Origin of the sequence: Dyadobacter sp. BE31, from assembly GCF_031457695.1 — a bacterium.
In the GTDB taxonomy this organism is placed as follows: Bacteria; Bacteroidota; Bacteroidia; order Cytophagales; family Spirosomataceae; genus Dyadobacter.
On sequence record NZ_JAVDXA010000001.1, the window covers coordinates 1,197,474 to 1,218,219 of the forward strand.

Annotated in this window: 19 protein-coding genes; 11 read left to right on the forward strand and 8 right to left on the reverse strand. The window is 50.9% G+C overall.

Annotated elements, in window-relative coordinates; genetic code table 11:
- Nucleotides 1–75: 75 nt before the first annotated feature.
- Nucleotides 76–1,428, forward strand: a complete 1,353-nt coding sequence (tig, locus tag J2Y43_RS04975; protein WP_309980975.1) for a trigger factor — start codon at nucleotides 76–78, stop codon at nucleotides 1,426–1,428.
- A gap of 82 nt (nucleotides 1,429–1,510) precedes the next feature.
- On the opposite strand, the gene J2Y43_RS04980 is transcribed toward tig, so the two are convergent.
- Nucleotides 1,511–1,885: a helix-turn-helix domain-containing protein gene (locus J2Y43_RS04980; RefSeq protein ID WP_106597725.1), complete on the reverse strand. Its 375-nt coding sequence runs from the start codon at nucleotides 1,883–1,885 to the stop codon at nucleotides 1,511–1,513.
- A 249-nt stretch (nucleotides 1,886–2,134) separates the two neighbouring features.
- On the opposite strand from J2Y43_RS04980, the gene J2Y43_RS04985 reads away from it, so the two are divergent.
- The 5 genes from J2Y43_RS04985 (at nucleotide 2,135) to J2Y43_RS05005 (ending at nucleotide 7,311) form a co-directional block, all read left to right on the forward strand.
- Nucleotides 2,135–2,809: a ClpP family protease gene (locus J2Y43_RS04985; protein ID WP_106597724.1), complete on the forward strand. Its 675-nt coding sequence runs from the start codon at nucleotides 2,135–2,137 to the stop codon at nucleotides 2,807–2,809.
- Between the two features lie 242 nt (nucleotides 2,810–3,051).
- Nucleotides 3,052–4,296: an ATP-dependent Clp protease ATP-binding subunit ClpX gene (gene clpX, locus J2Y43_RS04990; RefSeq protein ID WP_223402369.1), complete on the forward strand. Its 1,245-nt coding sequence runs from the start codon at nucleotides 3,052–3,054 to the stop codon at nucleotides 4,294–4,296.
- 112 nt (nucleotides 4,297–4,408) lie between these two features.
- Nucleotides 4,409–5,101, forward strand: a complete 693-nt coding sequence (locus J2Y43_RS04995; protein ID WP_309980974.1) for an SDR family oxidoreductase — start codon at nucleotides 4,409–4,411, stop codon at nucleotides 5,099–5,101.
- Between the two features lie 116 nt (nucleotides 5,102–5,217).
- On the forward strand, nucleotides 5,218–6,177 hold the full coding sequence (locus J2Y43_RS05000) for a 1-phosphofructokinase family hexose kinase (RefSeq protein WP_106597721.1): 960 nt from the start codon (nucleotides 5,218–5,220) through the stop codon (nucleotides 6,175–6,177).
- A 72-nt stretch (nucleotides 6,178–6,249) separates the two neighbouring features.
- Nucleotides 6,250–7,311: a 6-bladed beta-propeller gene (locus J2Y43_RS05005; RefSeq protein ID WP_309980973.1), complete on the forward strand. Its 1,062-nt coding sequence runs from the start codon at nucleotides 6,250–6,252 to the stop codon at nucleotides 7,309–7,311.
- Between the two features lie 49 nt (nucleotides 7,312–7,360).
- Here the strand turns inward: J2Y43_RS05005 and J2Y43_RS05010 are convergent, their stop codons facing one another.
- Nucleotides 7,361–8,086, reverse strand: a complete 726-nt coding sequence (locus tag J2Y43_RS05010) for a hypothetical protein (RefSeq protein WP_309980972.1) — start codon at nucleotides 8,084–8,086, stop codon at nucleotides 7,361–7,363.
- Between the two features lie 194 nt (nucleotides 8,087–8,280).
- Here J2Y43_RS05010 and J2Y43_RS05015 point away from each other — a divergent pair, with 194 nt between their 5' ends.
- Complete coding sequence (locus J2Y43_RS05015) at nucleotides 8,281–10,611, forward strand: TonB-dependent receptor (RefSeq protein WP_309980971.1); 2,331 nt, start codon at nucleotides 8,281–8,283, stop codon at nucleotides 10,609–10,611.
- 38 nt (nucleotides 10,612–10,649) lie between these two features.
- A complete protein-coding gene (locus J2Y43_RS05020) occupies nucleotides 10,650–11,204 on the forward strand; it encodes a hypothetical protein (RefSeq protein WP_309980970.1) in 555 nt (184 codons plus the stop codon).
- Between the two features lie 38 nt (nucleotides 11,205–11,242).
- On the opposite strand, the gene J2Y43_RS05025 is transcribed toward J2Y43_RS05020, so the two are convergent.
- Nucleotides 11,243–11,653 (reverse strand): Fur family transcriptional regulator, encoded by a 411-nt coding sequence (locus J2Y43_RS05025; protein WP_291204040.1) that lies wholly within the window; start codon nucleotides 11,651–11,653, stop codon nucleotides 11,243–11,245.
- A gap of 191 nt (nucleotides 11,654–11,844) precedes the next feature.
- Between J2Y43_RS05025 and J2Y43_RS05030 the strand changes: the two genes are divergently transcribed.
- Entirely contained in the window at nucleotides 11,845–12,240 is a 396-nt protein-coding gene (locus J2Y43_RS05030) for a MerC domain-containing protein (protein ID WP_309980969.1), read from the forward strand.
- On the opposite strand, the gene J2Y43_RS05035 is transcribed toward J2Y43_RS05030, so the two are convergent.
- Nucleotides 12,241–13,455: a serine hydrolase gene (locus J2Y43_RS05035; RefSeq protein ID WP_309980968.1), complete on the reverse strand. Its 1,215-nt coding sequence runs from the start codon at nucleotides 13,453–13,455 to the stop codon at nucleotides 12,241–12,243. It abuts the gene before it with no gap.
- A gap of 149 nt (nucleotides 13,456–13,604) precedes the next feature.
- On the opposite strand from J2Y43_RS05035, the gene J2Y43_RS05040 reads away from it, so the two are divergent.
- Together J2Y43_RS05040 and J2Y43_RS05045 are read left to right on the forward strand one after the other, a co-directional pair.
- Complete coding sequence (locus J2Y43_RS05040) at nucleotides 13,605–15,323, forward strand: IlvD/Edd family dehydratase (protein ID WP_309980967.1); 1,719 nt, start codon at nucleotides 13,605–13,607, stop codon at nucleotides 15,321–15,323.
- A gap of 64 nt (nucleotides 15,324–15,387) precedes the next feature.
- Complete coding sequence (locus J2Y43_RS05045; RefSeq protein WP_309980966.1) at nucleotides 15,388–16,179, forward strand: SDR family oxidoreductase; 792 nt, start codon at nucleotides 15,388–15,390, stop codon at nucleotides 16,177–16,179.
- 5 nt (nucleotides 16,180–16,184) lie between these two features.
- Here the strand turns inward: J2Y43_RS05045 and J2Y43_RS05050 are convergent, their stop codons facing one another.
- The 4 genes from J2Y43_RS05050 to J2Y43_RS05065 all read right to left on the reverse strand — a co-directional run bounded on the left by J2Y43_RS05050 (nucleotide 16,185) and on the right by J2Y43_RS05065 (nucleotide 20,544).
- Entirely contained in the window at nucleotides 16,185–16,892 is a 708-nt protein-coding gene (locus tag J2Y43_RS05050; RefSeq protein ID WP_223402347.1) for a hypothetical protein, read from the reverse strand.
- Between the two features lie 76 nt (nucleotides 16,893–16,968).
- A complete protein-coding gene (gldD, locus tag J2Y43_RS05055; protein ID WP_309980965.1) occupies nucleotides 16,969–17,562 on the reverse strand; it encodes a gliding motility lipoprotein GldD in 594 nt (197 codons plus the stop codon).
- A gap of 126 nt (nucleotides 17,563–17,688) precedes the next feature.
- Nucleotides 17,689–19,530 (reverse strand): glutamine--fructose-6-phosphate transaminase (isomerizing), encoded by a 1,842-nt coding sequence (gene glmS, locus J2Y43_RS05060; protein WP_309980964.1) that lies wholly within the window; start codon nucleotides 19,528–19,530, stop codon nucleotides 17,689–17,691.
- 207 nt (nucleotides 19,531–19,737) lie between these two features.
- Nucleotides 19,738–20,544: a glycogen/starch synthase gene (locus J2Y43_RS05065; RefSeq protein WP_019941941.1), complete on the reverse strand. Its 807-nt coding sequence runs from the start codon at nucleotides 20,542–20,544 to the stop codon at nucleotides 19,738–19,740.
- Nucleotides 20,545–20,746 lie beyond the last annotated feature (202 nt).

A 20,746-nucleotide genomic window follows, 5' to 3' on the forward strand; every position in this document is an offset into this window, starting at 1 on the left:
GACTTCGTTTTGAGGGCATTTTTGTTTTTTTCTGTTCAAATGTAACAAAGGTATTTACCAATAGCTTAGCGACACATGGAAGTTTTGTTAGAAAAGAGTTCGCCGACCTTAGCCTCTCTGAAAGTAACGTTGACCAAGGAAGATTATCAGCCAAAAGTTGATAAAACGATCAAGGATTATTCGAAACGCGTGAACCTGAAAGGATTTCGTCCCGGCAAAGTACCATCCCATGTGATCCAGCGCATGTATGGTAAAAGCATTCTGGTTGACGAGGTGAACAACATCCTCAGCAATGCAGTAAGCAACTACATCCGCGAAAACAAATTGCAGGTAGTAGGTGATCCTGTACCTGATCGCGACAAAGCGGCAGAAGTGAACTGGGACACCCCAAGTTCATTCGAATTCAGCTACGACCTGGGTATTGCATCGGATTTCGACGCTGACCTCAGCGCATTGCCTGCGATTAAGCGTTACACGATCAATGTGGACGACAACGAACTGACGAAGACCATCGACAGCCTTCGCGAGCGTTTCGCCGACAGCATTCACCCTGAGGTAAGCGAAGCGGGAGACATGATCTTCGGTGAGCTGAAACAGGAATCGACCGAATTCACAACCCGCACCGCGATCCCTACCAAACAAGTTAAGGAAGAAGCTGCTGCGAAGTTCATCGGCGTGAAAAAAGGCGATGTGATCGTTTTCGACATTCAGGATACATTCTCGGATGAATCGGCTATCGCTCACGTAACCGGTAAGAAAAAAGAAGATATCGCTGATCTTTCAGGCGAATACACATTGACCGTTGAAGACGTAACGCGCTCTGCACCAGCCGCATTGACGCAGGAGTTCTTCGACAAAGTGTTGGGACCAGGCCAGGTTGAAAGCGAAGAGCAATTCAACGAAAAGGTTCTTGAAATCATCAAAAGCAACTACGAGCGCGAAACCGAAGCATTGCTCCGTCGCGATATCGAGAATGCATTGCTGGATGCTATTTCAATTGAATTGCCTGAGGAATTCCTCAAAAACTGGTTGGAGCGTACCAACGAAGGCAAATTCACCCGCGAGCAAATCGACGAGCAGTTCGGTGATTTCGCGAAATCTTTGAAACTGAGCCTGATCAAAAACAAGATCGCCGACAAATCGGAGGTAAAAGTGGAATACCCTGAAATCCTCGCATTCACACGTGAAATGGTGAAAGGACAGTTCGGTATCTACGGTGACGACGAATCGATGCGTGAAACGATCGACCGCGTAGCACAGGGTTACCTTGCCGACAAAGAACGGGATAACTATACGAGTGTGTTCAACCAGGTGTTCGACAACAAGGTTCTCGAAGTAATCCGCGGCCAGGTAAGTACCGACGAGCAAACCGTAGAGGTTAGCGAGTTCGAAAAATTGGCGAAAGGCGAAGTGGAAGCCGAAGCTTAATTTTCGGAAGATATAAAAAGCATTTTTTTTCACCGTCCCGGGTAACCGGGCGGTGTTTTTTTTTGTTTGCGCCAAATGCATTCTAAAACCCAATGCGCTGGCGCTCCTCTCCTATCTGGCGGATAATGCCGTCGCCAAACAGCTGCCTGAATTTCAGCTTCCACTGATCCAGCTCATTTTGCAACCGACGGTTCTCGGCTAGTATGCGGGTGTTCTCCTGCCGGAGCCATTCGGTTTCCGACATCGATACGTCAATGCCGAGCAATTCGGGCAATGGCACGTCGAGCAGCTTGGCCACATTCTCTAATCTTGAAACGGAAAGCTCGGTGCGGCCGCGTTCGATGTCTCCGTAGGCTGTCGTCGATAACCCGAGCATGTCTGCCATATTTTCCTGCGAAAGGCCTTTTTGCAGCCTTATCTGCCGTATTTTCTCTGATAAATTGGATGTCACGTTCATAATGTCCGGTTATTAAGCGTGGTATAACGTTTTTATGCTGCAGTCTAGTCATTGAACAGGGCTGATGACTGTCGCATTTTTCGATAATTTATCGCCGAAATTGACAAGGATTATTCGGTGAAATAGTCAAATTTGTGCCATGCAACCGGGAAACCTGCGGCGATATAAACAGAAACTAAGCTATATTGCTTTTTGTTCTCGAACTCAGTTGCCCTTTAACTATTGATAAATTAAAAATTAATTTTTTCGATGAATTACGGAAATGAATTTAGAAAATATGCCGTTCACCACCTGGGAATGAATGGTCTGACCGTGGACGGTTACATGAACCACTCTGTTGAAAACATGACCCGTTCGGTAATCGAGGAACGTCCGATGAACTTCCGCGAGGTCGACGTATTCTCCCGCCTGATGGCCGACCGCATTATTTTTATGGGCACCGGCGTGGACGACAATATCGCCAACATCATCGTAGCCCAGCTACTCTTCCTCGAATCGGCAGATCCTAAGAAGGATATCCTGATGTATATCAACAGCCCCGGCGGCTCGGTTTATGCGGGCTTGGGGATTTACGACACCATGCAATATGTTCGTCCGGACGTAGCGACCGTATGTACCAGCCTTGCGGCGTCTATGGGCGCGGTGTTGCTCGCAGGCGGCGCGGCAGGCAAGCGCTCGGCGCTCCCGCACGCTCGTGTGATGATCCACCAGCCATCAGGTGGCGCGCAGGGAACCTCGGTTGATATCGAGATCACCACCCGTGAGATCGTGAAACTGCGTCATGAGCTGTATGAAATCCTGGCACACCATACCGGTCAGACACCGGAGCAAATCGGCCTGGATTCCGACCGCGATAAATGGTTGAAAGCGACCGAAGCGAAAGAATATGGCTTGATCGACGAGGTTCTGACCCGCGAAAAATAAGTTGAACGACCTTTCAATATCGCCCCGCAGCCTGGCTGTCGGGGCGTTTTTAGTATATGGCCTAACCTTGATTTGGTAACCCGGTCAAAAAACCGGAAATTTGCAATAAGATAACCGCTAATTGTCAATTGAAACGAAGATTGAACATAACACTCAGTCTTCTTGTTACCTTGACTCACACGTTTGTTTACCATGGCTTTTAATAGCCTGAAACATTCACAAAAACTGCTAAAATCGAATCGATGGCACAAGTAAGTTGTTCGTTCTGCGGACGTAAGAAAAGCGAAGTGGATTTGCTTCTATCCGGGATTGACGCTCACATTTGTAACCACTGTATTGCCCAGGGGCATCAGGTAGTTACCGAAGAGCTGGGACCGAAGGAGGATAAGAAAGAGAAGAAATCGAAGCTTCCGAAATTAAAGCCCATTCCTCCTGCTGATATCAAGCATTTCCTCGAACAATATGTCATAGGCCAGGACGAAGCAAAACGCTCGCTGGCAGTGGCTGTCTATAACCACTACAAACGTCTGAACCAGGCCAGCTCCGAGGACGACGTGGTGATCGAGAAATCCAACATCATTATGGTAGGCGAAACCGGTACCGGTAAAACCTATCTCGCGAAATCCATCGCACGCATTCTGCAAGTACCTTTCTGCGTAGCCGATGCAACGGTGGTTACCGAAGCCGGTTACGTGGGTGAAGATGTTGAAACAATCCTGACCCGCCTGCTCCAAGCTGCGGATTACAATGTGGAAGCGGCAGAGCGCGGTATCGTTTATATTGACGAGATCGACAAGATCGCCCGCAAGTCGGATAACCCTTCTATCACCCGCGACGTAAGCGGCGAAGGTGTGCAGCAGGCATTGCTGAAACTCCTCGAAGGTTCGATCGTGAACGTGCCGCCGCAAGGAGGCCGCAAGCACCCGGATCAGAAGATGATTTCCTTGAATACCGAAAACATTCTCTTCATCTGCGGCGGTGCATTTGACGGCATCGAGCGCCACATCGGAAAGCGGATCAACACCCGCCCGATCGGTTTCAATGGCGACAACCGCATTATCGAGATATTTGATAAAGGTAATCTGATGCGCTACGTGACGGCGATGGACCTTAAATCGTTCGGACTCATCCCCGAATTGATCGGTCGTCTGCCGGTACTGACGCATTTGAACCCGCTCGACCGCGAGACATTGCGCCGCATCCTGACCGAGCCGAAAAATGCTTTGGTAAAACAATACAGCAAACTTTTTGCGATGGAGGGCATAACCCTGCATTTCGAAGACGCGGTGCTCGATTACATTGTGGACCAGGCGATGATCTACAAACTCGGTGCCCGCGGTCTGCGCGCGATCTGCGAGTCGATCATGACCGACGCGATGTTCGATCTGCCTTCCCAAAAGGATGTGAAAGAATTCACGCTCTCGCTCGATTACGCGAAAGACAAATTCGAAAAATCTTCGATGGCATTGCTTCGCTCAGTGGCCTAGCAATCATTGCATTAGCACATTTCAAAGCGCCCTGCCTCTTCCATAGAAGCAGGGCGCTTCTTTTTTCACCCCAATAATCCTATTTTTACACTAAAACAGTATATTGTTTTAAATGGAAACTTGGCTCATAAACAAATCAATCGTCGTTATCGGAGGAACCACCGGCGCGGGCTTGTCCGCGGCACAAGCCTTTGTCCGAAACGGCGCGAACGTGGTGGTAGTGGGGCGCAACCCGGAAAGCTGCCTGATGGCAGAACTGAACCTGGGAAGCAATGCAAGAGCCAAACAAGGTGACGCAACGCAGCAACAAACGGCGCTGGACGCGATCCAACTGTGTATACGTGAATTCGGGAGTTTTGACGCATTGTATCATGCACCGGAAGAGCATGAGGAACCTGCAACCGATGGTCCGCTACATAGTCTGAGCCTGGAAAGCTGGCGCAGAACTCTGGACCAGAGCCTGACATCGCTCATGCTCTCGAACCAGGCTGCGGTACGGACATTTATGGGGATGAACAAGGGTGGGTCTATCCTTAACCTTAGCCCCGAGATTCCGTCGACGGACAGCAACCTCGCAAGCCATGCAGGTGCCACCTCCAAAGCGGCGGTGATCGGCTTTTCCAAATCCATCGCGGCGGCTTATGCCGGGCACGATATTCGCATTAATGTAATTGCGACGGACACTTCCCTGCCTGCGGACCTCGACGGCGCTGCGGTGTACCTGTTGTCGGACCACGCCCGCTTTACCAACGGACAAGTACTCGTGGTCGACGGCGGTAAGAGTGTGTTGGAAGAGCAATACTAGCAGCCTACTTAAACGGTTATGTTGTGAAGAAATTGCTGCGAATGCAATACGAACGCAGAGAGAATCGCTTTTTTTCTTTTATTCGCGTAAAATAGTTCACCAGACACCGTACTCCTATGGCTACCGGACCGATTGTAACCCTTACAATAAATCCCGCGCTCGACAAAAGCTCTAATGTGCCGCGCATCGTCCCCGACAACAAACTGCGTTGCGACGCACCGAATTTTGAAGCGGGAGGAGGTGGCATCAACGTAGCCAAGGCCATTCACCGGCTGGGAGGTAACCCGATCGCCATTTTCACTGTGGGCGGCCCTACCGGCCAGCGCCTGCACAAGCTGGTGAAAAGCGAAGGAGTGGAAACCATGGTGATCGAAACAAAACAATGGACACGCGAAAACTTTCACGTGCTTGAGACAAGCACCGGTTTCCAATACCGCTTCGGAATGCCCGGCACCGAAATGATGCCTACCGAAGTACGCTCGATCCTCGAAACCATGGAGGAACTCGACCCGAAGCCGTCTTACATTATCGCCAGCGGCAGCCTTCCACCCGGCGTACCTTCTGACTTCTACGGACAAATCGCCAAAATAGCCCATAACCAGGGCGCACGGTTCATTGCCGATACCTCCGGCGACGCGCTCCGCTATGCTACCGAGGCCGGTGTATATCTTTTAAAACCGAATATTACCGAACTCAGCGAGCTGGTGGGCGTGGATAAGCTTGAAATGGACGAAGTCGACGATGCTGCGCGCGCGCTCATCATACGCGGGCAATGCGAGATCGTGATCGTATCCATGGGCGCGATGGGCGCGATGCTCGTCACCGAAGACCAGGTAGAGCACATCCCCGCTCCTCCTGTGCAGCCGAAAAGCACCGTGGGCGCCGGTGACAGTATGCTCGCAGGCATTGTATGGACATTGTCACAAGGCAAATCCTACCGCGAAGCCGTCCGGATGGGGGTTGCATGCGGTACCGCCGCCACCATGAACTCTGGCAGCGAGCTATTTAGAATGCAGGACGTCAACCGCTTACTCGACTGGCTGAACCGATACGGAAAACGCTACTCCGCCAGTTGATCAAAACTATGTATGAACAAATAGTAAGAATTCGGATATTGGGTCTTTTTTCAAAAATTAAAAAGATTCGTCATGTTCGAAACACATTCCCGCCGTCAGTTCGCAAAGATTACCGCAGCCACTGCCGCAGCCATTACATTTAAACCGTTCTACATCCTGCACGCCAAGCCGAAGGTGGATGGCGAGGTAATCGGTCATGGTAGCCACCGTTATAAGGTACACCAGGGCTGGGGTAACCTCGACGCGTCCCAGTTTCCTGTCAACAACTGCCACGAAATGGTACAGGACAGCAAAGGCAGGCTGATTATGGTGGGTGATGAGGTTAAAAACAATATCCTTATCTACGATCGCTCGGGCAAGCTGCTGGAAAGCTGGGGACACGAGTTCCCCGGCGGGCACGGGCTTACGCTATGGAATGCGAACGGAGAAGAATTCCTGTTCATCAGCGACCCGAACATTGGTAAAGTCTTCAAAACAGATTTGAAAGGCAAAATCCTGCTCACCATCGAGCACCCTTCGAAAGTAGGCGCCTATAAAGAAGCAGATCCATTCAAGCCTACCGAAACGGCCATTGGCCCCGACGGTACCATCTACATTGCCGACGGCTACGGCTCGCAATGGATTTTGAGATACACCTCCAAGGGCGAGTTCATCGATAAGTTCGGTGGCTCCGGCGACGGTGATTCTCAGTTCTCTACCGCGCACGGCATCGCGATCGATTACCGTGATAAAGCGAACCCAACGCTCATCGTCACTTCGCGCGCGCACAATGCATTCAAGAAATTTACTTTGGATGGCAAATACCTGAGCACCATATTCCTGCCCGGCGCATTCGTTTGCCGCCCGGTTTTCAAAGACGACACACTTTACGCGGGGGTATGCTGGTCACGCCTGCGCTACCTGAACCAAACGCCGAATTCGGGCTTCGTCACAATTATTGACAAGGCCAATAAAGTGATTTCAAACCCTGGCGGTACCAAACCGGAATACCGTAACGGCGAGCTGCAACTGATGGTGCAGGAGAAACCGATATTCATGCATTGCCACGATGTGTGCGTCGATAACGACCACAACATTTACGTGTGCCAGTGGAATGCGAAGAAAACCTACCCGGTGAAGCTCGAAAGAGTCTAAGCAAACCATAAGATTTTACCCAAACGAAATATCTGATCCGTTGGCTGCGCTAGCGGATCATTTTTATTGTAATCCCATTCACCACCATGGTCGACACCGTCAGAATGCCGTAGGCCACGCCGATCGGCATTTGCGGCACCAGCCAGGCCACGCCTATCAGGAAAGCGACGAACCCGTATCCCGCCAAAAGCAAGCCATACAATATCCGGATCGCCGCGTCGGAGCCCTGCTGCGAATGGGTGAACACCGCCAGCGTGGAGGTCATGATCGGAAAGGGCGTCAATATCCCGCTCCAAGTCGGGCCCAGATAATCGGCAGCTTGCGTGACCACCACCACGAAAAGTGTCGCTACGAGCATCCGCAACGGAATATCCCAGGAAGGCTGCTTCTTGAAATCCGCTTTTGTTTTGGGTTTTGGAAAGAAATACAAAACCAGTGTCAGCACAATCAGGTTAAGCCCTACCCCTGCTGCAAGCGAAATATCACGTCCCAAAGAAAGCAATGCTACCACGAAAAACGCTGCGTAGCTAAGCAATACGGTGGGCAGCCAACGCATTCTCGCGGAAAGTGAAGCATATACCAATACAAAGCACATCGTTCCGATGGACCCCAGTAATGCGGAAGGGATCGTGGATGCCGCGAACGCAGCGCCATGTTCCAGTGCTATGAAGAAAGAGATCGGCCCCGCCACCCAGGGGAACCCGCCGATCCAGCCGCCCAGCCCCTCGCCCCATTTACGAACGGCCATCGTTACCCCGGCAATGAGCGGGGGCATCAGCATGATTTTGGTTAAAAGAATATCCGACAACGGTTTAAAGCGGCAAAATGGAGCACAAATTTACGTTTAAGACCCTAATCCACTGAAAATTTGATAAAATACTTCCTGATTTTAATTGCAACAAAGTTGCAATGATCTTATTTTTGCAACGTTGTAACAAGAAGAACGTAACCCGCTACCCGCGCATCTGCATGCCCGCTGTCCGATTTTCACTCCTCATCCTTTTGCTATCGCTGTTTTCGCGGACGGCCATTGCCCAGAAACCGGCGTGCGAGTGCTTTGTGAAGGGGGTCGTGAAGGATCAGCATACGGCCCAGCCGCTTATAGGCGCTACCGTGCTCATTGTGGGGCAAAGTACCGGAGTGTTTACCGACCAGAACGGCCGCTATGAGCTTCGCAACCTTTGTCCTGGAAATTATACGCTCGAATGCCGCATTATAGGATACAGCCCATTCCAGCAAAAAATTGATTTGACGGCAGGGCATGAAGAAAACTTTAATCTGCTCGAACAGGAAGTGCATTTGCACGATGTGGAAATCACCGCGCACCGGACGGATGCCCCTTCCTCGCAGCCATTAACTACGATTTCGGGTGCAGATTTAGATAAAACCCGCGGCCAGACGCTCGGTGAAAGCTTAAAGGGCGTGACCGGCGTGACGACATTACAAACCGGTTCATCCATTGCCAAACCCGTCATTCACGGCCTGCATAGCAACCGCGTGCTGATCATGAACAACGGCATTCGCCAGGAAGGCCAGCAATGGGGTTCGGAGCACGCTCCGGAAATCGACCCGTTCATCGCGACGCGCATTTCGGTCGTGAAGGGTGCTGCGGGTGTGCGCTATGGCTCGGATGCGATCGGCGGAGTGATATTGGTGGAGCCGGAAGAGCTGCCGGTCGATAAGCCCATTACCGGCGAACTGAATGCGGTAGGCTTTTCCAATGGCCGGCAAGGTGTACTATCGGGCACCGTGCAGGGCGGGCTGAATTTAGTGAAAGGCTTCGGCTGGCGGGCACAGGGGACGATCAAACGCGGCGGCAACATCCGCACGCCGAACTACTACCTCGATAACACGGGAATCAGCGAAAATAACTTCTCAGTTGCGGCAGGCTACCGTCATAAGGGCCTGGGCATCGACGTGTTTTACAGCCGCTTTGACACACAGATAGGCATTTTCTCCGGCTCGCACATTGGTAGTGTAACCGATTTGCTGAATGTGATCAAGAACGGCGAGCCGTTCGTCAAATCCGGGTTCAGCTACGCCATTAACCGGCCCAACCAGAATGCGACGCACGAGTTGCTCAAAGCCGAAACGCATTACCATTTCAAGGATGGAAACCGGCTGCAATGGACGATCGCCCGGCAGTACAACAACCGTAACGAGTTTGACCTGCACCGGCCGCGCAACGACAGTATAGCGGCCCTTAACCATCCTGAGCTGACATTTAAACTCACTTCATTGACAAACGACGTGGTCTGGGACCACAAACCCCTCGCCGGGAAAATCAGCGGGCAGGTTGGTATGAGCACATTATACCAATACAACCTCATGAGCGGCCGCCCGCTGATTCCGAACTTCAACCAGTTCAACATCGGGCTGTTCTGGATTGAGCGGTACGTGACGAGTAAATGGGAACTCGAAGCCGGCCTGCGTTACGATTACCGGGCATTGAAAACTTACCGGATCGTGAACCGCGAAAAAATTGCCGACCATTTTGATTTCAGCAATTTCTCGGGGACTGCCGGCGCTACCCGTAACTTTTCCGAACGTTTCTCCGCGCGTGTGAACGTGGGTACGGCCTGGCGCGCGCCTAACGTGAGCGAGCTATTCAGCGACGGTGTGCATCACGGCGCGGCCGCGTACGAGAAGGGTGACGCCACATTACAACCCGAGAAAGCGCTCAATTCGATCGCGAGCGTGAAATATGCCACACCGAAATGGAGCGTGGAAATAGGAGGCTACTACAATTACATTTTTGATTTTATATACCTGAAACCACAACCGGAACCCATTCTGACAATCAGAGGCGCATTTCCCTATTTCAAATACACCCAAACCGACGCTTCTTTCAAAGGCATCGACGTTTCGGGAAGCTGGGAATTTGTGAAACGCACCACGATTTCGAGCAAGCTCACCTACCTGCGCGTGTACGACGAGCGCAACGACGGTTACCTGGTGATGATCCCGCCAAACCGGCTCGATAATGCATTGAAATACCAGCTTGCCGATCGCGGAAAATGGAAGGACGGGTTTATTTCAATAGGTAACCTGCTGGTGGCTGAACAAAAACGCGTTCCTGTAAACAGCGATTTCCTGCCTCCGCCGAAAGCCTATTCGCTGTGGAGCCTGCAAGCCGGCGCGACACTGAAAGTCTCGGAAAAACAGCAGCTGGAAATCGGGATCAATGTGCAGAACCTGTTCAATACGGTTTACCGCGATTACCTGAACCGCTTCCGCTACTATGCCGACGATATGGGCCGCAATGCGTCGCTCCGCCTGAAATGGAAGTTCGGCGCTTGATAAAACGAATTTTAATACAATACTTAAACCTATTACGTATGAAAATGAACCGTAAGCTGAGCTGGATGCTGCTCGCCACGATGACAATGGCCTTTGTGCAATGTAAAGACTCGGGCGACGACGTAGAGCCGGACGATGAGAATGAGCTGATCACCTCCGTGACGTTGAAATTCACCGAACAAGGCACGTCCAACGTCAGTACTTTCGCCTACAAGGACGCCGATGGCGACGGTGGTAATGCACCTACCAAATTCGATACGATTGCGCTGAAACCGAATACGACTTATACGCTGGCGATTGAACTACTCGACGAAAGCAAGTCGCCCGTAGATGATATTACGAAGGAAGTGGAGGAGGAATCCGACGAACATTTGTTTGTGTACACACCCAGCCCTGCTGCATTGCTCACTTACACCTACGGCGATAAGGACAAAAACAATTACCCTATCGGCCTCACAGGCTCCGCCAAGACCGGCGCGGCAGGTCACGGCACGCTGAAAGTACAACTACGCCACCAGCCCGGTGCTAAAAACGGCACACCGACGCCCGGTAGCGATGATGTGAATCTGGATTTTCACTTGAAAGTACAATAAAGCAAAAAGGGATTAGTCGTGTGACTAATCCCTTTTTGCTAATTGCATTTGGGGCAAACGCCCTGTATCAGCAGATTGAAATGCTCGGGGTGGTAACCCTCCGGCAATTGCACTGCCGGAATGTGCAGGTTTTCGAGGCAATTGGTTTCACCGCACGAGCTGCATTTGAAATGGATATGGTCGTGCTGGTGCTTTTCTTCCGAACAACTGTGCGAGCACAATGCGTAGCGCAGCCCTTCGTCATCGAGCACCTTGTGTATTATGCCTTTTTCGAGGAACGTTTTGAGTGTCCTGTATATGGTTACACGGTCGTAATTCTCTCCCAACTCCCCTTCCAGGTCACCGTGCGATAATGCGTTTTTTCGGTTGATAAATGTTGAAAGCACGTCCTCGCGACACGTCGTCGTGCGCAGGTGATGTACTTTCAGCGTTTCTCTTAACTGGTCCATTGTTTCCAACAGTTTAATAATTCCTCCCTTCTAAAACCTTTCCCGTCAAAGTTAAGTTCTAACCGGTTCAAATTCCAAGGATTCCGATTACACTTTCATGGACCGGCGCACCATTGGCTAAAAATATTCTGCAACCCCGTTGCAAGTTCGGGCCGGGGGTGTTATTTTTGCAACATTATTGTATGTAGGAAATGAAAGCAGTACACTCACATGGCAGGGCCGACTACATTGGGATTTTAGGATCCGTGTTGTGCATTATCCATTGCATACTGGTTCCCGCATTGGCGCTCGGCTCGTCGGTTGCGACGCATAACCACGCACATATCGGCCTCATTTCGCTGGATTACCTGTTTATCCTCATCAACGGCATTGCCGTATATTACGCTACCCGCGACCACCGTTCTACCGGCATTCGCGTGCTGCTTTGGGGCGCATTGGTTATCTTCGCGATTTCACTCATTTTCGAAGGCCGCCATCAGGTATTCTCCTGGTTGGGTTACGTAGGGTCGGGTTTGCTGATCATCGGCCACCTTATTAACCTCTACATTTGCCAGATCGCGCCGCGGTTGAAGTTCAAAACCCGCTGATCATTTATCGTATTCCACTTCAAAGCGACTTAAATCGGGGCGGTTCGGATGCTTGCGATCGAGTTCGTATTCGAAGAATGTTTTCCCAAGATTCGCCATGAACGGGAACCCGACGGTGTCGTAATCGTACTTATCGTCATTGAAAACGCCATCCTCGTTGCAGTAGATCACGGCAGTCACCATAAATTCTATTCCTTTTTCGAAATCGGCGATGTAGGCATTGTCGAGCAGGAAGCCGTAGGCATCTCCGCACTTATTGAAAAGCCGGATATGGCGCGGAAGGCGCGTTTTCGTTGCGCCAAAAAGCAGGAATTTTACATAACCATCGTAATAATCATCAGTATAACTCGCCGGATAGCTCGTTTCCACCGGGAACTGAGACATGTACTGGTAAATAAACCGATAATCGTCCTCAGTCAGGTTGAAACGCTGCGACGCTGGTACCTGGTCGGGGAAGAAAAGCGTTTTCAACAACCGGTGCTGTTCTTCGAGCGGAAAGAAGTTCTTTTTGGTAAAATCAAAGGGCTCGTTCACCAATGCGCCGTCTTTCATGTAGCCTTTACCCAGCATAATAGGTCCCGGCGCATTGTATTCATGCTCATTATACTTCGCGGGCTGCTCAAAAACAATCTTGCCGTCCTGCTCAAACCGGATTGGATTGGTATAACGATTGTTTTCCGGCCCGATCGGTGAATCGAGGCGATGGAGAATGCGGGCGTCCTTAAATCCCTTGCTGTGCAGACTATCGTTGAATTCCTGCTGGCCAATAAACTCATATAGCCTGTTGAATGCATCGTTATCGCTGGCCAGTAATATCTTTTTGGCATAATGCGCTACCGATGGCAGCCCGTTTTCCGAACTGGTATCAGCCTTCACGGCAGTCTGCTCGGGCCTTACAGCATCCGTAAACATGGGCGTGTACTTGTCGATCCCCAGCTTGTTGAGTTTTTCAAATGCGAGTGCAACTGCCGGTAGCTTAACCGTACTAGCCGGATAAAAATACTCCCCGGTATTCACCCGGTAACCGTGCGTAGTAAAGTGCGGAACGTTGTTTTTATTTCGGTCGATCTTCGTGTAGAGCACCTGCACCTTGTATTTATCAGGATTTTGCAGGATCGCCGAGAAGCGTTCCGGATGCTTTTTTAGTAATTTTTCGATGAAATTATCCGAATGGTACTGTGCGTGAATGGGCAGGGCTGCCAGCTGTAAAGTCAAGAAAAGCAACAGTTTATAATTTCTAAAAAAGAGCATGGAGAATACCGGGCACGTGTTAGCCGAATATACGATTTTTATTTTAAAGGGTACCCGGAATTAGTTTTTACTCCCCGGCTCCTTTTCTGATTAGACATAAAATAGGGCGAATAATGGAAGAAAACAAGTTACGCAGCAGGGGCTGGTTTGGCAAATCGGGTAAGGACGGGTTCATTTACCGTGCCTGGATGAAAAACCAGGGTTACCCTTCTGATGAGTTTGAAGGACGGCCGGTGATCGGCATTTGTAATACTTTTTCGGAGCTCACGCCCTGTAACGGGCATTTCCGGGAGCTGGCCGAGTCGGTGAAGCGCGGCGTGTGGGAAGCGGGTGGCTTTCCGCTCGAATTTCCCGTGATGTCACTGGGCGAAACGCTCATCAAACCCACGGCGATGCTCTACCGTAACCTCGCGAGTATGGACGTAGAAGAATCCATCCGCGCCAACCCGATCGACGGTGTGGTACTGCTTTGCGGCTGCGATAAAACGACACCCTCGCTCGTTATGGGCGCGGCGAGTGTGAATATCCCTACGATCGTCGTTTCGGGCGGGCCTATGCTCACCGGTCGCTACCGGGGCAAAACCATCGCCACCAGCGACGTGTGGCGTTTCAGCGAAATGCACCGCAAGGGCGAGCTCACGCAGGAAGAACTCTACACCGCCGAAGCCTGCATGTGCCGCTCCGACGGCCACTGTGCGGTAATGGGCACAGCGTCTACGATGGCGTGTATGGTGGAATCGCTGGGACTTACATTACCCGAGAATGCGGCTATCCCGGCGGCGGATTCGCGGCGGAAGGTACTGGCGCATTTGTCGGGCCGGCGCATTGTGGAGATGGTGAAGGAAGACCTGCGCCTGTCGCAGATCCTCACCCGCGAGGCATTCGAGAATGCAATCATGATCAATGCAGCGATTGGCGGTTCTACCAACTTTGTGATCCACTTGCTGGCCATCGCAGGCCGCATTGGGGTGGATTTGAACCTGGATGATTTTAATGACCTCTGCAAAAAAATTCCGCTATTGCTCAACTTGCAGCCTTCCGGCGGGTATTTTATGGAGGATTTCTACTACGCGGGAGGCTTACCGGTGGTGATCAAGGAGCTTAGCAGCATATTGCACCAATCTGTGATTACCGCTAATGGTAAAACGATGGCCGAAAACGCCGCGAGTGCGGAATGCTTCAATCCGGAGGTAATCGGTACGATGGAGGAGCCTATTAAGGACCTGACCGGCCTCGCCGTAGTGCGTGGTAACCTTTGCGAAAACGGCGCAGTAATCAAACCATCAGCGTCCCTCAAACCCGAGTTGATGCAGCACCGCGGCAAAGCAATCGTTTTCGAGGATATTGACGATTACAAGGCCCGCCTCGATGATCCGGACCTGGATGTGGATGAAAACAGTATATTGGTATTGAAAAATGTAGGGCCGAAAGGCTACCCGGGCATGCCGGAGGTGGGCAATATGTCGTTACCTAAAAAGCTGCTCGCGCAAGGCGTGATCGACATGGTACGCATTTCTGACGGCCGGATGAGTGGGACCGGTTTTGGGACGGTTGTTTTGCACGTGTCACCCGAAGCCGCTGTGGGCGGTAACCTCGCATTGGTGCAGGATGGCGACTATATTGAGCTGGATGTGGAAAACAGAAAGCTCCATCTGGAAGTATCCGACGAAGAGCTGGCACGCCGCCGGCAACATTGGAAACCGCTCGAACTGGGCTACAACCGGGGTTACGTGCACTTGCACATAGCCCACGTGACGCAGGCGCACGAAGGCGCCGACCTCGACTTCCTCAAGGGTGGTTCGGGCGATAAGGTAACAAGAGATTCGCATTAACGGGCTGGTAATGTGTCGGACCGGCGTTCCGGCGGCACATTACCACCTTTCAAATAGCATAACAATGAGCAGTCAACTTTTTGATAACCACGTCGCCATCGTTACCGGAGCCGGACAGGGAATCGGCTTCGAAATAGCAAAACAACTGGCCTGTCAGGGCGCCGGGGTTATCCTGAACGATACCAACAAAGCCCTCGCCGCCGAGGCTGCCAAGAAAATACGGAACAAGGAGGGGGAATGCGTGGCTTTTGCAGGCGACGCTTCGCATCCGGAAGTGATCGACGCGATGGTCGACGAGGCCGTCAAATGCTTCGGTAAGCTCACATTGACCGTATGCAACGCGGGGATTACCCTATTTGGCGATTTCTTTGAATACCCTGCCGAAAATCTGAGAAAAGTACTCGAAGTGAATTTGATGGGCTCTTTCCTGCTCGCGCAGGCGGCCGCGAAGCAAATGCGGAAGCAGAAATCAGGCGGAAGGATATTGCTGATGTCGTCGGTGGTAGGGCATCAGGCGCACCAGTTCCTGGGCGCGTACGCAATGACGAAGGCGGGGTTGGAAATGCTGGCCAAAAACCTGGTGATCGAGCTTTCCCCGCATGGCATTACCATTAATACCGTGGCGCCGGGTGCCACGTTGACCGAACGGACGCTAGCAGAGGACCCGACGTATCCCAAAACATGGTCGGCGATCACGCCAATGGGCAGGCCGGCCATTTGTGAAGACATTGCCAATGCCGCATTGTTCCTGCTGTCGCCGCATTCGGGGCACATAACAGGTCAAAGCCTGATCGTCGACGGAGGCTGGACATCTGTGAGCCCTCTACCCGATCTGAGCAATATGAATGTGAAATAGCCCCCTTATTCCCCCGAAAAAAGCTGCGCTTCCAGGTCATCGATGCTGCCGTCTTTTGAAAAGAACAGCTCCCGTGGCTTGGCAGCGGCGCTCGGGTTGACGGTCATGAAGCTGCGGTACTGGTCGTCGGTAATGATTTTCAGATTCAATGCCCTTTTCAGCACCATAGGGAACGGCACCTTGAAAAAGTTGGCAATATCCGAAGCCAGGAATTCCGGGATTTTGGAAATATCATTTCTGAAAAAGCTTTCCACTTCTTCGAAAGGTAGTAATGCTTCAAAAATAAGCTGCTCCGAACGGGCCGCGAGCGAAGCCGTATTGGCATAAATCGTATGCAGGCCAAGCGAAACCGTGAGCAAATGAATGTGGTAATTGCGCTCGTTGATATCCGAGGCGGCGTTCACAAACACCCAGCCTTTCTGGTGATAGATTGCTGAGAATCCTTTGAAAAGCGGGTCAACATTATGCAGCTGCGCGATTTTGATACCGTCGGGGTACGGCAGCTTATGCCCGATCTGATGCACGATATCCTGCGCGTAGGAAATATCAGCCACCTCACCTGCGGGCTCGATCATCCAGTCACCATTCACCAGGCCCTCAAAAAGATGGTCCGCAATCCGCTGGCTTTCTACCTGGCCCAAATGGAGGACAATGCGGTTACCGCGGACGGAGTAATCAAGAAGGAGTTGGTTTTTGGGCTGTTTGCGGGCCATTTCGAAGTCGTTGTTGAGGTGTTAACTTTCAAAGATACGTCCTTCCGATTTCCGCCGCAACAGCAGGCAGGTAATATTATCGCCACTCCAACGTGTTGAGCAGTTGCAACATATCGGCCTGTAAATAATCGATTACAGGCGCCAGTGAGTCATTTTTGGTAGCGGTTGGAAAATAAATGGCTCCTCTCAGGAAATGCCTGGTACTGTCGGTCGTGTAAAACTGGTACGGGCTCGGCACATCACCTTCAATTTTAAACAGCATTGCCGTACGACCTGTTTTGCCCAAAACCCGCTGCTCCTGGATAGACGACGCCCGGATCTGGTGCTTGCTGGCTAGCTTGTAGCTATCATCGATGAAAGCTTTCAACAATGCAGGATTGTTGTTGAGCGCCTTGTACGTAATCTGGATATTGGCTTTAAACTGGGGATAATTAATGAAAATCCAGTCTTTTCCGGCCGTTTTGAACGTATCCGGCTCCACCACCGCATATTTGGAATACTGAAATGTGTACGGATGCGCGTCGGTCAGTTGGCGGTAGCCGTGCTTGGGCAGATCAATGCGGTTATAGCCTTTGGGTTTCGGGATATAGGTTTGTTCTCCTTCTTTTTTGCAACCTGAGATAAACAGCACTGACACAGGCAGGAAAATCGCGAAAATGAATTTGTACATATAATAGGTCCCGTTGGCAAACATGCGCAAAACTAACGAAAACCGGGAAACATTATTTTCATCGCTGCCTGAAAACAAAAAAGCGAAACCGTCTGTGACAGTCTCGCTCTCCGGCACCCTCCTCCGCTACTCGACGGTAACGGATTTGGCAAGATTTCTTGGTTGATCTACATTCCGGCCCCGCATCACTGCGATGTAATACGATAGCAGTTGCAGCGGGATCACGGAAACAAGCGGCGTCAGAATTTCATGAGTATTCGGCACTTCGATCACAAAATCGACCATGCCGGGGATTAATGTATCCCCTTCTGTCACGATGGCGATCACGCGGCCTTTGCGGGCTTTCACTTCCTGGATGTTCGACACGATTTTCTCGTACGAACTGTCTTTCGTAGCCAGGAAAACGACGGGCATATCCTCGTCGATCAACGCGATCGGGCCGTGTTTCATCTCCGCCGCGGGGTAACCTTCGGCGTGGATGTAGGAAATTTCTTTGAGTTTCAATGCGCCTTCCAATGCCACAGGGAAGTTCAGACCGCGCCCCAGGTAAATGAAGTTGCGCGCATAAGTGAATATGAATGCGATCTCTTTGATCTTGGCCGCATTCTCAAACACCTTGTCTACCTTCGAGGGAATCGTTTCGAGCTCGATCAGCAGTTGGCGGTAAGTTTCTTCCGAAATCGTGCCTTTACGCTTGGCTACGGCAATGGCCATCAGCGTGAGCACAGTCACCTGGGCTGTAAATGCCTTCGTACTGGCCACACCGATCTCCGGCCCCGCGTGTGTGTAAGCGCCTGCATGTGTAGCGCGGGCAATGGACGAGCCCACCACGTTACACACACCGAATATCGTCGCCCCCTTCGACTTCGCTAGTTCGATCGCCGCCAGGGTATCCGCCGTTTCACCCGATTGCGAAATGGCTATCACAATGTCGTTTTCTTTAATCACCGGATTCCGGTAGCGGAATTCTGACGCATATTCCACCTCCACATTAATGCGCGCCAGCTCTTCGAACATGTATTCGGCCACTAATCCGGCGTGCCATGAGGTACCGCAGCCGACAATCACGACGCGGTCTGCCTGCGCGAGCTTGTCGAGATAGTCGTTCAGGCCGCCGAGTTGCAGGTGCGCGTCGTCCGCACGGAGGCGTCCGCGCATGGAGTCGGCTATGGAGCGGGGCTGCTCGAAGATCTCCTTGATCATGAAATGGTCGTAACCGCCTTTTTCGATGGTTTCGAGCTCCATTTCGAGCTTTTGAATGTATGGGGTGGTTTCTTTGGTACTATCCAGATGCTGAATGCTGAGCTTGCCTTCGTTAATCACTGCCACCTCATAATCGTCGAGGTACACCACGTCTTTGGTGTATTCTATAATCGGCGTAGCATCGGAAGCGAGGAAATATTCATTTTCACCCACACCAATCACCAGCGGGCTACCCTTGCGTGCCGCAATGAGCTGACCAGGATGGTCGATCGACATTACTACGATCGCATAGGCCCCTACCACTTCCTTCAATGCCAGCCTTACAGCCGCTTCGAGCGTAGCACCCGTTTCTTTCTGCACATCCTCAATGAAATGGATCAATACTTCGGTGTCGGTATCGCTCAGGAATTTGTGGCCTTTGCCTACCAGATTTTGCTTAATTGAAGCGTAATTCTCGATAATGCCGTTGTGGATGATCGCCAGACGGCGGTTGTTGGAGTAATGCGGGTGGGCATTCACGTCGTTCGGCTCTCCGTGGGTAGCCCAGCGCGTGTGGCCAATGCCGATCGTCGCCGGGAGCTGCTTTCCATTCAACTCCGATTCCAGGTCTGTCACCTTCCCCTTCTTCTTGTAAATATTCAATTCGCCATTTTCCAGCAACGCGATTCCCGAGCTGTCATAGCCGCGATATTCCAGACGTTTCAGTCCTTTTAAAATCAAAGGATATGCCTCCCTGTTTCCAACATAAGCCACAATTCCGCACATATTCTTAAAATATTTTAATTTTTGTGTATGTCCTAGACGGGGCAAATAAATGGCAAACAGCGGTCGTTAGCAAGCTTATTTTTAATTAAATACTAAAAAATATCCAATTTATGAACAGTGCTCGAACACACAAAACATTCCTGAAAAACACAAAAAAGCCGGCGACTCTGAGAATCGCCGGCTTTTCTGCCCTGTGAAATCTATCTGTTAGCTTACCAGATCGTTGTAGAGGTTGTAGTACGACTCCGAGAAATTCTCATCCTGCTCGTCGAGCTGCACGCGTTTCGGTGCATTGTTGAAAATTTCGTTCAGACTCGCGCTGCAATGCTCTTCGGCTTTCAACACCGCGTCGGCATAAGCACATCCGATTTTGACAAAACCTTCGAAATCGGCAGAATGCAAATGCGCCAGCGCCTCATCGCTCACGTCCATGGCCTTGGCCTTGCTCTGCAAATCCGCATCGAATTTGTAGTCAAATGCATTGTTGTGTACGGTAAACACACTTTTCGTATCCTTAAACATCGGATCGTTGCGATAAGTGGTTTTAAGGTACAGTGGAATCAGAGCCGTCATCCAGTCATTACAGTGCACCACATCCGGGGCCCATCCCAGTTTCTTAACTGTTTCCAAAACACCCTTGCAAAAGAAGATCGCACGTTCGTCGTTGTCGTCGAAAAAGTTGTTTTCCTTATCGAAGAAAACGGATTTGCGATGGAAGTAATCGTCGTTATCTATAAAATAGACCTGCAACTTCGCATTGGGAATCGAAGCTACTTTAATGATTAGCGGCTTTTCTTCATCTCCTACGGTAATATTGATTCCTGACAGTCGAACTACTTCATGAAGCCTGTTTTTGCGTTCGTTGATCAACCCGAAACGCGGAACGAGTATCCGGATCTCTGCCCCTTTTTCCTGCATTGCCTGAGGGAGTTTTCTCACGTAGTCGGCAACATCAGTGGTTTGGAGGAAGGGATTGATTTCACTGGCTACATACAAAATTCGTAGTTTCTCCATAGATCTTTTAGCAGTTTGTGAAAAAAAGTTTTGCAAAATTATACAAAAAAAATGGCAATTTCAAAAGATATTCCAAACTAATTGTCATATTGCGCCCAGTTTGGGATTTCCCTGTCCTGATGTTTCCATAATCTGCTTTACGGTTAGTGCTATTTTGAAAAAGCAATCGTAGCCCGCAGGTTACTCCCTCAGTTTTCGAATT